The organism is Streptococcus oralis subsp. dentisani, assembly GCF_002096615.1.
Classification (GTDB): Bacteria; Bacillota; Bacilli; order Lactobacillales; family Streptococcaceae; genus Streptococcus; species Streptococcus oralis_U.
Genome location: NZ_NCUX01000030.1, coordinates 20,750 through 36,663, shown reverse-complemented (window position 1 = coordinate 36,663; position 15,914 = coordinate 20,750). Strand labels below are relative to the sequence as shown.

At 31.4% G+C, this 15,914-nt stretch carries 13 protein-coding genes; all 13 read left to right on the top strand.

The genetic code is table 11. From position 1 onward, the window contains the following. The first annotated feature begins 439 nt into the window (after positions 1 to 439). The 13 genes from B7708_RS03695 (at position 440) to B7708_RS03635 (ending at position 15,897) form a co-directional block, all read left to right on the top strand. Positions 440 to 2,668 carry a glycosyl hydrolase family 28-related protein gene (locus tag B7708_RS03695; protein ID WP_084973853.1) on the top strand — a complete coding sequence of 743 codons (2,229 nt, stop codon included), beginning with the start codon at positions 440 to 442 and terminating at the stop codon, positions 2,666 to 2,668. After that, positions 2,655 to 3,386: a protein phosphatase 2C domain-containing protein gene (locus tag B7708_RS03690; protein ID WP_084972180.1), complete on the top strand. Its 732-nt coding sequence runs from the start codon at positions 2,655 to 2,657 to the stop codon at positions 3,384 to 3,386. The genes B7708_RS03695 and B7708_RS03690 overlap by 14 nt, the downstream gene beginning before the upstream one ends. 82 nt (positions 3,387 to 3,468) lie before the next feature. Next, positions 3,469 to 4,107, top strand: a complete 639-nt coding sequence (locus B7708_RS03685) for a phosphate signaling complex PhoU family protein (protein WP_084972181.1) — start codon at positions 3,469 to 3,471, stop codon at positions 4,105 to 4,107. Positions 4,108 to 4,123: 16 nt separating this feature from the next. Then, a complete protein-coding gene (galT, locus tag B7708_RS03680) occupies positions 4,124 to 5,599 on the top strand; it encodes a UDP-glucose--hexose-1-phosphate uridylyltransferase (protein ID WP_084973851.1) in 1,476 nt (491 codons plus the stop codon). An 11-nt stretch (positions 5,600 to 5,610) separates the two neighbouring features. Continuing rightward, entirely contained in the window at positions 5,611 to 6,624 is a 1,014-nt protein-coding gene (gene galE, locus B7708_RS03675) for a UDP-glucose 4-epimerase GalE (protein ID WP_084972183.1), read from the top strand. Positions 6,625 to 6,765: 141 nt separating this feature from the next. Further along, positions 6,766 to 7,422, top strand: coding sequence for a DUF1868 domain-containing protein (locus tag B7708_RS03670; RefSeq protein ID WP_084973849.1), 657 nt, complete (start codon positions 6,766 to 6,768; stop codon positions 7,420 to 7,422). A 36-nt stretch (positions 7,423 to 7,458) separates the two neighbouring features. Continuing rightward, positions 7,459 to 8,538 (top strand): extracellular solute-binding protein, encoded by a 1,080-nt coding sequence (locus tag B7708_RS03665; RefSeq protein ID WP_084973847.1) that lies wholly within the window; start codon positions 7,459 to 7,461, stop codon positions 8,536 to 8,538. Positions 8,539 to 8,641: 103 nt separating this feature from the next. After that, the gene (locus B7708_RS03660) at positions 8,642 to 9,652 is read left to right on the top strand and encodes an ABC transporter ATP-binding protein (RefSeq protein ID WP_084973845.1); all 1,011 of its coding nucleotides are present in this window, start codon (positions 8,642 to 8,644) and stop codon (positions 9,650 to 9,652) included. A gap of 11 nt (positions 9,653 to 9,663) precedes the next feature. Next, entirely contained in the window at positions 9,664 to 11,355 is a 1,692-nt protein-coding gene (locus B7708_RS03655; protein ID WP_084973843.1) for an ABC transporter permease, read from the top strand. Between the two features lie 2 nt (positions 11,356 to 11,357). Next, the gene (locus tag B7708_RS03650; protein ID WP_084973841.1) at positions 11,358 to 12,068 is read left to right on the top strand and encodes an MgtC/SapB family protein; all 711 of its coding nucleotides are present in this window, start codon (positions 11,358 to 11,360) and stop codon (positions 12,066 to 12,068) included. Between the two features lie 94 nt (positions 12,069 to 12,162). Then, on the top strand, positions 12,163 to 12,525 hold the full coding sequence (locus B7708_RS03645) for a hypothetical protein (RefSeq protein ID WP_084973839.1): 363 nt from the start codon (positions 12,163 to 12,165) through the stop codon (positions 12,523 to 12,525). Between the two features lie 129 nt (positions 12,526 to 12,654). After that, positions 12,655 to 13,656 carry a LacI family DNA-binding transcriptional regulator gene (locus B7708_RS03640; RefSeq protein WP_084973837.1) on the top strand — a complete coding sequence of 334 codons (1,002 nt, stop codon included), beginning with the start codon at positions 12,655 to 12,657 and terminating at the stop codon, positions 13,654 to 13,656. Positions 13,657 to 14,127: 471 nt separating this feature from the next. Beyond that, the gene (locus tag B7708_RS03635; protein WP_084973835.1) at positions 14,128 to 15,897 is read left to right on the top strand and encodes a DUF4365 domain-containing protein; all 1,770 of its coding nucleotides are present in this window, start codon (positions 14,128 to 14,130) and stop codon (positions 15,895 to 15,897) included. Positions 15,898 to 15,914 lie beyond the last annotated feature (17 nt).

Here is a 15,914-nt window from a genome sequence, read left to right as displayed (position 1 = left end):
ATTTTAAGGCAATCATCACAAGTTAATTTTTAAAAATAATTTAGTATTTTTTGTTTTTTTGACCAAATCATGACCAAATTTTGACCAAAATTAAATTTTTAGAAATTAATATAAAGTAAAGTAGATCAAGAAATTGGTCTATTTTTTGTGAAACAGTATTAAGAGTTATTAAAAAATATTTTATCATTTTCACTATGAAATTGTTCTGTCCATTTAAAAATGTTGGAAGAGACTAAATAATATTTTTGGTTTATAGAACAGATATAAAGTTTTAAATATGATTACGCTTTAAAAAAATGTTGTATTTTATTGTGTTATCCCTTGACAATTTTATTTAGAAAATATATGATAAGATTAATGACAGCGGTGTCATTTTGTCTGATGTAAAAAAATTTAGTGATACATAGTAAAAAAACAATAAAAAATTTGGAGGTGTTTTATGAAGCATTTTGTTCACAATGAGGTTTTTAGTATTCGGAAACTTAAGGTTGGATTGTGCTCTGTTTTGGTAGCGGTTTCATTCTTGGGGGTACAAAGTGTTTTTGCTGATGAAGTTATTACAAGTACTTCACAGATATCTATGAATAAGCTTTCTACTTCAACCACCAATAGTTTAGAAAGCTCATCAACTAATAATTATGATAAACCTACTGGGATTGACTCTTCTACTTCACAATTAACCGATAGTAATGTTGATTCTCCTTTGATACCTAATAAAGAATATAAAGAAGATGGGGTAAATACTGGAACTTTTGAAGATGAAATGAAAGATTCTCCTCTTGTTTCTAATAGTGACCTTTCTACTTCAACTATCAAAACTTTAGAAGGTTCCTTAACTAGTAAACATGACAGTTTGACTGATTTTATTAGTACTTATTCAAAGTCAGTTAGTTCTGAGAACGAAGTTGCAGATACCTCTAATAGTAATGAAGTGCGAGAGAGTAACACTGCCTTAGAAAAAGGAATTGAAGTTTCGGCTTTAAATGTAAAAGATTATGGTGCAGTAGGCGATGGGGTTAATGATGACAGACAAGCAATTCAAGATACAATAGATGCAGCTGCTAAAGGATTAGGTGGAGGAAAAGTATATTTTCCTGAGGGGACTTATTTAGTTAAAGAAATTGTCTTTTTGAGAAGTCATACACACCTAGAAGTACATGAAAAAGCTACAATATTAAATGGTATCAATATCAAAAATCATCCTTCTATTGTATTCATGACAGGTTTATTCACTGATGATGGAGATCAAGTTGAGTGGGAACCAACCGAAGATATCAGTTACTCTGGTGGAACAATTGATATGAACGGAGCTTTGAATGAAGAGAGGACAAAAGCTAAGAATCTCCCTTTGATTAATTCTTCAGGAGCCTTTGCTATAGGAAATTCAAAAAACGTAACAATAAGTAATGTAACCTTTAAAGATAGCTATCAGGGACATGCCATTCAAATTGCAGGTTCAAAAAATGTACTAGTAGACAACTCTCGGTTTTTGGGACAAGCTCTCCCTAAGACTATGAAGGATGGTCAGATTATCAGTAAGGAGTCTATTCAAATAGAGCCATTAACCAGAAAAGGCTTTCCATATGCATTAAATGATAATGGTCAAAAATCTGAAAATGTAACAATTCAAAATTCTTATTTTGGTAAAAGTGAAAAATCAGGTGAATTAGTAACTGCAATTGGGACACATTATCAAACTGCAACAACTGAAAATCCTTCAAATATTAAAATTCTAAATAATCATTTTGATAATATGATGTATGCGGGTGTTCGCTTTACAGGATTTACTGATATTTTAATAAAAGGAAATAGGTTTGATAAGAAAACTAAAGAGGAAAGTGGACACTATCGTGAAAATGGTGCCGCTTTAGTTAATGCTTATAGTTATAAAAATGTTAAAGATATATTAGATTTGAATAAACATGTGACTATTACTGGAAATGTATTTAATATTGCTGATTCTAACACTAAAGCAATACGAGTTGCAAAAGATAGTGCAGATTATCTTGGAAAAGTAACTGATATTACTGTAACAAAGAATATCATTCGTAATAATTCGAAAAATCCTGAACAGCCAAATATTGAAATGTTAAGAGTCAGCGACAATTTGGTAGTGTCTGATAATATCATTTCAGGAGGTAAAGACGGAATCGTAATTGAAGAATCCGCTGGAAGTATCACTGTCTTAAATAACCAACTTTCCAATTTAACTGGAAATCATGTTTCTTTACTTAAAACTGATTTTAATGGGACCAGTTCAGACACAAATAATAGTGTCGGTGATTTTAATATTATAACTGAGAATGAAAGTTATAAAATCTTTTCGCAAAATTCAGTTAATCACTCAGATAACCACTCAGATAAGCATGTAGAGGAAATAAAACCTGTAGCTGAAAACAATAATAATTTAGCTAATAATTACTCAGTAAATAGTGTAGATGATAAAATTGAAAAATCAAATCATGATTCAGGTAATGTAGTAACAGGAGAAATTTCACAAAAAAAATATGACGTAACTAATGTTAGTGAAGTAGTTAAGACAAAAAATAATCAACATGCATTACCAAAAACTGGATTAAATAAAATGGTTGAGTTGCTTTTAACTATTATTGGAATTTTCCTTCTATTTGGACAAAGGAGTTTTAAACGTCATTATGAAGATAGATAGAATATGCTCAATACAAGGTAGCACTATAGAGAACGAAGATAGCGTAGATTACAAAAATCAATATTTCTGGATTATAGATGGAGCAACAGATTTATTTAATTCAAAAGACTCTATAGGTTATTCAGTTTCAGAAGTATCTCACCTTATTTCTGAATGTCTCAAGCAGTATTGTGACGATTCGTTATCATTGAAGAAAATTTTCGAGCTTGTTTTGGATGACGTTAGAAAAATAATAGAGATAGATAAGTGTGAGTTTGATGATTATTACCAGTTACCAACTTTTGCCTTTATTTTTGCGAAATTATCTGGTTTAAAATTAGAATACATAATGATTGGCGATTGTGTTATGATAGTCAACAATCAAACTATTACAGACCATAGAGTAGATTGCCTTTTTGAACAAGGAAAATTTTCAATCAAATCTAATGATGAAGTTGATAAAAAGACTATATTACAAAATATTAGGAAGCTAGCTAATAAACCAGATGGATATTGGATAGGTTCACTAGACAAAAGTAGTATAAATCATGTTATCAATGGTAGTTTGGAAGTAACTAGTAATCATATTGTTTTAATGACTGATGGTTTTTACGATTTTTATACTCAAAATTCAGGCTACAATTTTGGAGAGTTAATTGAAATGAGAAAAGAATCTACAAATATTGATCCTATTTATGGTAAAAAAGATGATGCAAGTATTTTGATAATTAATGTTTAAAATAATTTCATCATATGATGAACTATAAAGACAGTTATCTATACGAGTTCTTTATAGTGCAATTGATTATTGAGGTTAGATAATGTTGAGAAAGCATTTTGACAATGAAATTATTGAGTTGTCTAATAATCTAGAAGATATATGGGTTTCTATAATAAAAAAATATGAAATGATATTTGATGACTTAACCGAAGTTCAAAAACAAAGTATTATAGATAATGATTTAGTTATTAATGAAGCAGTTGTTACAATAGATATGAAAGGTATTGAACTCATCTGTTTACAACATCCTGTTTCTGTTGATTTGAGAAAAATTATAACTATAGTAAAATTATCCACAGATATTGAACGTATTGGTGATCGAATCATTGAAATAGTTAAGAATTTAAAAAATATTCATACAATGCATGAATGGGGACCATTATTTTATGAAATGCTAAAAATACATTTTATTCTAGGGGATCACTTAAAGAAAACTCTAACATGGTATAAGAATAGAAACTATGAACCTGACGTATATGACTATAATAAAAAATGTAAGTTGATATCTGGTCTATGTCAAAAACTAGGAGACAAAGTAGTAGAGAACTTTCTTATTGAATCCTCAAATGTTGATGAAGCTATTGTATTTTTAGAAGTTATTAATATTCTTGATAAGATGTCCCATACAACAAAATCTATTTATAAATGGTTAGATTATCAGGAAATTGGAGTATTATAGTTAAAGAGGAGTATATATGCAGACAATAGTAGATAATTTTGCTAATAAAGTTATTGAATATGGAATTTATAAATCGATGGACCAAATATATATAAAAAATAGAATATTGGCTTTAATCGGTGAAGAAGGAACTGATAAGATTTCAAATGATAGTGATCTTAAAAAATTAAAAGACAATTTAGTAGAAATAGCTTTAAAGAATGGTAAAATTGCTGATTTAGCTGAGGCAAAGGAATGTTTAGGTGCAGAGCTGATGAATTTTATCGTTCCATTACCAAGTCGCCTTAATGATATTTTTTGGAGTTCATATGATGTTTCGCCACAGGAAGCAGTTGAAGAGTTCTATCAGTTAAGTAAAGATAGCGACTATATTAAATTGTCAGCTATCGCTAAAAATATAGCTTTTCATACTGAAACTAATTATGGTTCACTTGAAATTACAATCAATTTATCAAAACCGGAAAAAGATCCGAAAACAATCGCAGCAGAGAAATTGGTAAAGTCATCTAATTATCCAAAATGTTTACTTTGTATGGAAAATGAAGGTTATCAGGGGAGAATAAATTATCCAGCACGTGCTAATCATAGAATTATTCGGTTGGAACTGGGAGACGAAGTATGGGGTTTCCAGTATTCCCCATACTCATATTTTAATGAGCATGCGATATTCTTGAATAGTCAACATGTACCAATGGCTATTACGTCCAAAACATTTGAACAATTATTGGAGATTGTTGATATTTTACCAGGGTATTTTGCTGGTTCAAATTCTGATCTTCCTATCTCAGGAGGTTCTATTCTTAGTCATAATCACTACCAGGGAGGAAAACATATTTTCCCAATGGAAAAAGCAAAAATTGAGAGAGAATTTCTTTTTAAAGACTTTGAGGATGTTAAAGCAGGTATTGTAAAGTGGCCGATGTCAGTGATTAGGCTACAAGGTGAAAATAAAAATCGTTTGGTAGAATTAGCTACTAAAATCCTAAATATCTGGAGAGAATATTCAGATTTAGAAGTAGACATCATTGCTAAGACTGAAGATATTCCACACCATACGGTGACTCCTATTGCTCGTAAAGTGGATGGAAGATATGAATTGGATATTGTTCTGAGAGATAACCATACTACTAAACAATACCCAGATGGTGTTTACCACCCTCATCAAGATGTACAACATATTAAAAAGGAAAATATCGGGTTAATCGAAGTGATGGGACTTGCGATTTTACCACCTCGTTTGAAAACAGAGTTAGAAGAAGTTGAAAAATATCTTTTAGGAGAAAAAAATTCAATTGCAAACTATCATTTAGAATGGGCTGATCAATTGAAAGAAAAATATCCTAATATTAAAAAAGAAGAGGTTAATCGCGTAGTTCAACACGAAGTAGGACAAGTGTTTGCGAGAGTTCTCGAAGATGCTGGCGTTTATAAGAATACTCCGTTTGGACATGAAGCATTTATGAGATTTGTTAAGTCGGTTGGAATTAATTAGGAGGAACCCAAATGGCAATATTGGTGACAGGCGGAGCTGGTTATATAGGTAGCCATACCGTAGTAGAATTATTAAATTTAGGGAAGGAAGTTGTCATTGTTGATAATCTTTCGAACTCTAGCATCTTAGTGTTAGATCGTATTGAAGCAATTACAGGAAAACGTCCTACGTTTTACGAGTTTGATGTTTGCGATAAACAATCATTGAGAAAAGTATTTGAACAAGAATCAATTGACGCTGCAATTCATTTTGCAGGATACAAAGCTGTCGGCGAATCCGTGCAAAAGCCTGTGATGTACTACGAAAATAATATTATGAGCACATTAGCTCTTGTTGAAGTGATGTCAGAGTTTAAAGTTAAGAAGATTGTATTTTCATCGAGTGCGACTGTATACGGCATTCACAATCAATCACCCCTCATTGAGACAATGCCGACAAGTGCAACAAACCCTTATGGGTACACCAAAGTGATGCTTGAACAAATTTTAAAAGATGTTCATGTAGCAGATTCAGAGTGGAGTATTGCATTGCTTCGTTATTTTAATCCGATTGGGGCTCATGAGTCTGGGCTTATTGGTGAAGACCCCTCTGGAATTCCCAACAACTTGATGCCTTTTATTGCACAAGTAGCTGTAGGCAAGCGATCAGAGCTAAGTGTTTTTGGAGATGATTATGATACGGTAGATGGTACTGGTGTTCGCGATTATATCCATGTAGTGGATTTAGCGATAGGGCATATAAAAGCTTTAGAAAAAGTATCCGAAAAAACAGATGTTTATATTTATAACCTGGGCTCAGGAGAGGGAACTAGTGTATTACAACTTGTAAATACATTTGAAAGTGTCAATAAGGTTCCAATTCCTTATAAAATTGTTCCAAGACGATCAGGAGACGTTGCGACTTGTTATGCAAATGCAGACAAAGCGTATAAGGAGTTAAATTGGAAGACTACGAAAACGGTTGAAGACATGTGTAGAGATACATGGAATTGGCAATCCAAAAATCCTAATGGATACAATAAATAATAAAGCACAATAGTCTTGTGATATGTATATATAAAAAAAATCAAAAAAAAATTATGAAAGCGCTTGACAAAGTAATCGTTTACATTGTATAATGTAAACATGAATGACACCGATGTCAAAAATAAAAAAGAAGGTCTTTTTATGAAAAACTTAACAAAAATTAAGTTCAAAGAGAACGGGGAATTCAATCATTTCCCAGGGAATACAGTTGTTGCAAATCTTTATACTAATTCAGATTTGATGGAAGTTGTTGATATCATTCAATCACGTTATAGAGAGTTGCCATTTATAGATAAATTTACATTAACTCCAAGAGATTCTATTCATATGACAGTAATAGAGTTACTTTGTCACGAAAATCGTGAGTCTGAATTTTGGAGTAGTCATCTACCACTAGATACACCATTACAAGAAATTCATGATTACTTTGCTAAGCAACTAGAAATCTTCCCATTACTCAACGAAGATATTCATATGCGAGTTACTGAAATGGGCAATCAAAACATTTTAGTTGAACCAGCAGATGAAAAATCAGCTAAACGATTAGAAGAAATTAGAACGTATGTTTCAGAAAAAGCAGGTGTTCGATTCCCTAATCATGATCGCTATCAATTCCATATCTCAATTGGATATCTTCGAGTTCCATTAACGGAAGATGAAAATGAAGAGTTTACAAAGGTGAAAAAGGAATTAACAAAAGTTCTACTTGAAAAGATTCCTGTAATTACTGTAAATCGTATTGATTATACAGTATTTGAAGATATGAGACGATTTGTTCCATATTGTGAAAAATTTTAAAAAAAATTATAATTAAAAATATAAAGGAGTTTTCATATGAAAAAATCTAAATTATTATCACTTTTAGCTGCAGGGGTTGCGGTTACAACATTGGCAGCATGTTCAGGTGGTTCAACTAATTCATCAAATTCTTCGAACGATACACCTCAATCAGAAGAAAAAGCTGATAAGAGCCAAGAATTAGTAATTTATTCTAACTCTGTTTCAAACGGACGTGGAGATTGGCTAACTGCTAAAGCAAAAGAAGCTGGTTTCAATATTAAAATGGTTGACATTCCAGGTGCTCAGTTGGCAGATCGTGTTATTGCTGAGAAGAATAATGCAGTTGCTGATATGGTATTTGGTATTGGAGCTGTTGATTCAAATAAAATTAGAGATCAAAAATTATTGGTACAGTATAAACCTAAATGGTTAGATAAAATTGACCAATCTTTATCAGATAAAGATAATTATTACAATCCTGTAATTGTTCAACCATTAGTTTTGATTGGTGCTCCTGATGTTACTGAAATGCCTAAAGATTGGACTGAGTTAGGTAGCAAGTATAAAGGTAAATATTCAATTTCGGGGCTCTCAGGTGGAACAGGGCGTGCTTTCTTGGCAAGTATCCTTGTTCGTTATCTAGATGATAAAGGAGAATTGGGTGTTTCTGAAAAAGGTTGGCAAGCAGCTAAAGAATATTTGGAAAATGCGTACACTCTTCAAAAGGGTGAAAGTTCAATTGTTAAAATGTTGGATAAGGATGACCCAATCCAGTATGGAATGATGTGGGGTTCTGGTGCATTAGTTGGACAGAAAGAACACAATGTTGTATTTAAAGTAATGTCTCCTGAAATTGGTGTCCCGTTTGTAACTGAACAAACAATGATTTTGAATACTAGTAAGAAACAAGCTTTAGCTAAAGAATTTATTGATTGGTTTGGTCAAACAGAAATTCAAGTAGAGTATAGCAAAAACTTTGGTTCTATTCCTGCAAATACTGAGGCAGTTAAAGAGTTACCAGAAGCTACTAAGAAATTTGTTGATCAAGTGAAACCACAAAGTATTGATTGGGAAGCTGTTGGAAAACATTTGGACGAATGGGTCGAAAAAGCTGAACTTGAATATGTAAAATAGGACATAAGTGTAATTTTTAAAATTCCAAGTCTCTCTAATGTTTCTGCACATACAAAAGAAATTAAGAGGGACTTTTTATATATTAGTAAAGGAAGTTAATAATATGATTAAATTTGATAATATTCAAATTAAATATGGTGATTTTATCGCGATTGATAATCTTAATTTAGATATTCAGGAAGGAGAATTCTTTACCTTTCTAGGACCTTCTGGATGTGGTAAATCAACAACTTTGAGAGCTTTGGTAGGTTTTCTAGACCCTTCATCTGGAAGTATTGAGGTTAATGGCACAGATGTTACGCACTTGGAGCCTGAAAAACGTGGAATCGGGATCGTATTCCAATCTTACGCACTATTTCCAACAATGACAGTTTTTGATAATATTGCATTTGGTTTAAAAGTTAAAAAAGTTGCTCCAGATGTTATTAAAGCCAAGGTTTCTGCAGTGGCTGCTAAAATTAAGATTTCAGATCAACAATTGCAACGTAACGTTTCAGAATTATCTGGAGGACAACAGCAGCGTGTAGCTTTAGCTCGTGCTCTTGTTTTGGAACCTAAAATCCTATGTTTGGATGAACCCTTGTCAAACCTAGATGCAAAATTACGTGTGGATTTGAGAAAAGAGTTGAAACGTCTTCAAAAAGAATTGGGAATTACAACTCTATATGTTACACATGACCAAGAGGAAGCGTTAACGCTATCTGATAGGATTGCTGTTTTTAATAATGGTTTTATTGAACAAGTGGGGACACCAGTAGAAATTTATCATAATTCTCAAACAGAATTTGTATGTGATTTCATTGGAGATATTAACGTACTTACAGATGAAACTGTTCACGGAATTCTTCTAAATAATGCTCATGTTTTTTTGGAAGATAAAAAAGGTTACATTCGTTTAGAAAAAGTTCGCTTCAAACGTGAAACGGATCAGGATTTTGTCTTAAAAGGTTCAATTATTGATGTTGAATTTTCAGGAGTTACAATTCACTATACTGTTCAGGTATCTGAAAACCAAATTCTTAATGTAACAAGTATCGATAGTCAGTCAGCTATTAGATCTGTCGGAGAAAGTGTGGAATTATTTATCACACCATCAGACGTTCTGCAATTTTAAGGAGGGGCAGTATGCGTCATAAATTAAATTGGAAAGATTGGCTCATTCGTTTAGGCTTAATCTGGTTCTTGGTAACTTTCATCATTTATCCAAACTTTGATTTAGTAGTTAATGTATTTGTGAAAGGTGGGGAGTTTTCACTTGATGTCGTACAACGAGCTTTTAAATCTCAACGTGCGATTCAGAGTATTTTTAACAGTTTCAAGTTAGCATTCTCACTAATTATAACTGTTAATGTTGTTGGTGTACTTTGTGTATTGTTTACAGAATATTTTGATATTAAAGGAGCTAAAATATTAAAACTAGGATACATGACGTCACTAATCTACGGTGGAGTAGTTTTGGCTACTGGTTATAAATTCGTTTATGGACCATATGGAATGATTACCAAATTTTTACAAAGTATTATTCCATCTTTAGATCCTAACTGGTTTATTGGTTATGGTGCAGTTCTATTTATTATGACATTTTCTGGTACTGCTAATCACACCTTATTCCTAACCAATACAATTCGAAGTGTAGACTATCATACTATTGAAGCTGCACGTAATATGGGTGCCAAACCATTTACAGTGTTTAGAAAAGTAGTATTGCCAACTCTAATTCCTACTTTATTCGCTCTGACAATTATGGTTTTTCTAAGTGGGTTATCAGCAGTAGCAGCACCTATGATTGTTGGTGGGAAAGAATTCCAAACTATTAACCCAATGATCATAACATTTGCTGGAATGGGAAATTCTCGTGACTTAGCCGCCTTTCTAGCAATTATTTTGGGTATTGCCACTACGATTTTGCTTACTATTATGAACAAGATCGAAAAAGGCGGAAATTATATTTCTATTTCTAAAACGAAAGCACCTTTGAAAAAACAAAAAATCACATCTAAACCATGGAATATCATTGCACATATTGTTGCTTATGCTTTGTTCACTGTTTTCATGTTACCATTGATTTTCATTGTATTGTATTCATTTACTGACCCAGTTGCAATACAGTCAGGAAACTTATCATTATCAAACTTTACTCTTGATAATTACAGATTGTTCTTTAGTAATAGTGTTGCGTTTTCTCCATTCCTAGTCAGCTTTATATATTCTATCATTGCAGCAACTACTGCAACAGTTCTTGCTGTTGTGTTTGCGCGAGTAGTTCGTAAACATAAAACTCGATTTGATTTCTTGTTCGAATACGGAGCTCTTCTTCCTTGGCTATTACCAAGTACACTTCTAGCAGTTAGTTTATTGTTCACTTTCAACCAACCTCAACTTTTAGTCTTTAACCAGATTCTAGTTGGTAGTTTAGTAATTTTGCTAATCGCTTATATTGTTGTAAAAATTCCATTCTCTTATAGAATGGTACGTGCAATCTTATTTAGTGTTGATGATGAGATGGAGGATGCTGCTAGAAGTATGGGGGCTTCACCATTTTACACAATGATGAAGGTTATTATTCCTTTCATCTTGCCGGTAGTTCTTTCTGTTATCGCACTCAACTTTAACTCTTTATTGACCGATTTCGATTTATCTGTATTCCTTTATCATCCATTGGCTCAACCATTAGGTATTACGATTCGTTCTGCAGGTGATGAAACAGCAACATCTAATGCACAAGCTCTTGTATTTGTTTATACAATTGTTCTAATGATTATTTCAGGAACTGTATTGTACTTCACACAGAGACCGCGTGGTAAGAAAAGGAAATAGTAATGCAATCATCCAGCATTGGACTATCATACATTGAAATTATTATTAGAGTCGTGTTATCTTTGGTCATTGGAAGTATTATTGGCTTAGAAAGAGGAAGTAAATCTCAACCAGCAGGTATTCGTACACATAGTATCGTTTGTATGGCTGCTTGTTTGATTATGATGACTAATGAATTTGTATCTTATAAGTTTGGAACAGGAGATCCGACACGTTTAGGTGCTCAAGTTATTTCTGGTGTTGGTTTTCTTGGAGCTGGAACAATTCTTATCACAGATAAAAAGAAGGTTACTGGTCTGACAACTGCAGCAGGAATCTGGGCTTCTGCAGGAATAGGTTTAGCTATTGGAGTAGGTTTTTATGAAGGTGCTCTGTTAGTAGCTATTTCTGTGTGGAGTGTGATTTCTATGTTTCAGCCTTTAAAAAAATATCTTCAAAGTCGTTCAAAAGTTATTGAATTATATATTGTAGTTAAATCTACTGAGGCATATAATCGAGTATTAGTTTATTGTGCAGAAAATGGAATTCGATTGAATGATTCAAGAACTGCTTTTGGAGATGTTAATTCTGAAAGAATTGAATATTTTGATGTTCCAGACAAAAGAATAGCATCATTTATGACTCTAGAACTTTCAGGTAAGTTTGAACATCTTAAACTAATGGAAGAAATAGCAAATATTGTTGGTGTTATTTATGTCGAAGAAGTTAGTTGATATAGAATAAACAAAGGGGCAGTTATTCTTGTCCCTTTGTTTTTTAGGTGATAATTGACTCGAAATTATTTGCAAAGTATAAGGATAAACATAAATGAAGGTATATAATATTAATTTTGACTGTGGAAGAATAACGTATTTTGAATATAATTCTTTAGTGCAAGTATATAGATTTCATTCTTTTTATGATGTTTGTGAAATTGTATTTTCGTCTTCTTTACCAGCTGATGATATATTAGCAAAAGTTATTGTTAAGGAAAAGATTATTCCGATCTTAGACTGCTATGTCCAAATGTTATTAGATACTTTTATAGTTTCAATGGATTTTACCGAAAATGATTTTTTATATTTTCGTGGTAAGTTATTTTCATACAAGTTTATCAGTTGTGAAGTAGAAAAAATTGTAAAGAATAAAAATTTTAATTGTCAATGTTATTTTTTTGAATCGAAAGAATAGAGTATAAAATAGAAAATTTTGAAATTAAAGTTTTTGTTAAGATACATTAAAATGTTTTACTAAATTCTCTTGTTAAAAAAAGTAAATATTGTATAATGATATTAGATAAATCATAAATGGAGGACTAAAGTGAAAAATTTAAACGGTAAAAAGGTAACTATTTATGATATTGCGAATTTATCAGGTTTTTCTCCAAAAACTGTTTCACGTGTTATTAACGGTGGTGAAAAGGTAAAAGAAGAAACTTATCGAGCTATTCAAAAAGTCATTGATGAGTTGTCGTATGTTCCAAATGCATATGCAAAAAATTTGACTAAGAAAGAAACTACAAATATTTTGATTTCCGTTAAAAAGATTGATTCTTTTCCCTTGATTTGGTTTCAAACTTTACTAGATAGAGTTCTACAAACTTGTAAAGAGTTTGGTGTAAACGCTATTGTTGAATACTTTGGTGAAGAAGATACGATTAGGAATTCAATAATTTCAAGTACAGGAAGCTTAATAGATGGAGTAATAGTATTTTATGAAAGTAAAGACGATATTCGGATTAATTATTTACAGAAGAATAATATGCCTTTTATAGTTTTTGGAGAATCTCGAACACCTGATGTTGTTTATGTATCTAATAACAATTTTCAAGCCACTTATGATATGATGGAATTAGTAACAAAAGAGAATATTAAAAGTATGTTGTTACTTATGGGAGGGGAATCTCTTGTTAATAAGGATCGTGAAAAAGGTATTCGTACTTTTTTGACTGATAAAAATTATTTAATGGATTTGCAAGTTATTTATGGCTTAACTACAATTGATTCAGTTTATTCATATGCAATAAATAATTTATCTAATCAAAATCATCCGGATATGATATTTGTTTCTGGGGATGAGAAGGTTCAAGGGCTGATTCGTGCGTGCTATGAGAAGGGGATTACCATTCCTGATGATATTTCAATAATTGGATTCGATAATATTCCTATTTCGCAATATTATACTCCAGCTCTGTCTACTATTTCTCCTAATTATGCTATGTTAGCCCAAAAAATGATAGAAGGTGTTTTAGCAATTATTAAAGGGGAAAGTGTCACATCTGTTGAAGTTTCTCCTAAATTTGTTAGGAGACAGAGTTTCTAGTATTGTTTAATTCTTGAAAATCCTAGTGGAAAAGATGGAGTGTTCTAAAATAAGTTCTGTTTAGCCTCCATTTAGTTTCTAATGAGTTGTTTAGTCGCTTTTCATTATAGATGATATGGGACTTTTTTCTACAACAAAATAGGCTCCATAATATCCATAGGGGGCATTTTTAGAAATGTAAAGAAAAAAAAGAAAATTCAAAGTGTTTGTTTATAGGCAATCATCACAAGTTAGTTTTTTTAAATAAGTTAGTATTTTTGGAATTTTTGACCAAAGTGTGACCAAAAGTCAATGAATATAGAATAAAGTAGATCAGGAAACTGGTCTATTTATTTTGTAATTATTAATGAACAGTATTTTTTAAGTTTATAATATTCAGTTTAAGTTAAATAGTTGTAATTATAGTATATAAGTTTTTCTTTGTTAATGTTATAATATAAAGTATATAAAGCTATTTTTCGAGGTGCGGATTTGGCAAATAATAGAAAAATTGAGACATTAGGTGTTTCATATCTGTCGACATTTATAGATAAGCATGAGTTACTTCAATCTTATTTTGATAGAAATGATAAAACTCCAGTGTGGGATGGAGAAATTCATGTTCTTAAATCATCGAGTGAGAAGAAAGACGAAATATTAGGTAAAGTACCTGTTCAGATTAAAACCACTAGACAGAAAAAAGATGTGTTAAAATCCTTTCCATTAGATGCTAGAGATTTAGAATTATATAAATCAAATGGCGGCGTAGTTTTATTTGTAGTTTGGTTGAGTGAGAATAATGACTTACGAGAAATCTATTATAAATCATTGCCTCCTTTTTCTATAAAAGATTTGCTCAAAAAAAGTAAATTAAAAAATAAATCTACAAATAGTAAGAAACTGTCCATACAGATATTTAAACTAGATGAAAAAAAGATGTATCCAATGTTAGTGGATTTTATAAATAATAGTCAGAGACAGTATAGCTTCATAAATACTGATGGTATCTCAGTTGAAGATATCTCTGACGATAATAATCTTAAATTCTATTTTTATGGACAAGGAAAAGGAGAGATATTTAACTATCAGAAAGAACACGATCTCTTCATTTATTATAAAGATCCTTTAACTGGTATTGAAATACCACTTGAAAATACAATAAAGGTTGTCGAAACTTACGAGGAAACTGATTTAATTATTACAATTGGAGATTTTACTTTTCAAGATGTAAAAAGACATCGATTCCCTGATGGGAGTGTACAACTACATTTTGGTGAATGCTTTAAAATGTCCTTTGATGTAAATAAAAAAATATTTAAATTTAATTATACAAGGTCTAATATGCTCTCAAAAGCCATGGAGTGTACGGAGGTACTTCAAGAGCTAGGAAGAGTAGGATATTTCAATCTCAATGGAAATAAAATAGAACTAGATAATCAGTCAATATCGGATATTACTTCACGGAATTTAGATAGCGATATAAAGGATTTGAGACAGATTTCTAACTTCTTGGAAAATATGGGTGTACAAAAGGATCTTGATCTAAACTACTTTGATAAACAATCTCAAAAAAATCTAAATATCCTTAATTCAGGTCTTGTTCTAAAGAAGAAGGTTGCCTTAGATTATAATGAATCTAAATTACTTCATCTAAGAATTGCTAATATCCATATTATTGCCTTATATAATTTTACAATAGATAAGAACGGAACTATGATTGATATCTTTACTGAAATTCCCTGGTGTAGGAGAGGTGAGGGTAAAGATTCTTCAGATATTTCAATTTTTGAAGTTTTTGAACCTAACGATTGGCTAAAAATAGATAATTGTAATTTTGATTCGGTTATTGCCTCATATCAAATATTAGTTGATAATGACTTGAAATTTGAAGATGCTAATAACACTATTATAAAAATAGTTATTGCTGCTGACATGGCAGAAGATGTTTCTAGAAGAGAGTTATTGCTTAATTGGGCACAATGTCTTTCTAATTGGAACTTAAAATACTCCCAAAATAGTGAGATAGCTATAATAAATGACCTTCAAATAAAATCTAGAGTTCGTAAATTAAACAGCAAAGAAATGGAGATTCTAAGCAATATTTTAGTAAATAGTAATGATAACTATGAACTTTGTTTCGGTTCATCAGTGTTATTAAAATCGAAACCGCAAGCTGATTTGTTTTGGAATAAACTGGATAACGAGACAAAAGAAAGATATAAAGACTTTCCTATTTATACTTTGTATATGAAATTATCGTAAAATTAAAAGAGATTATA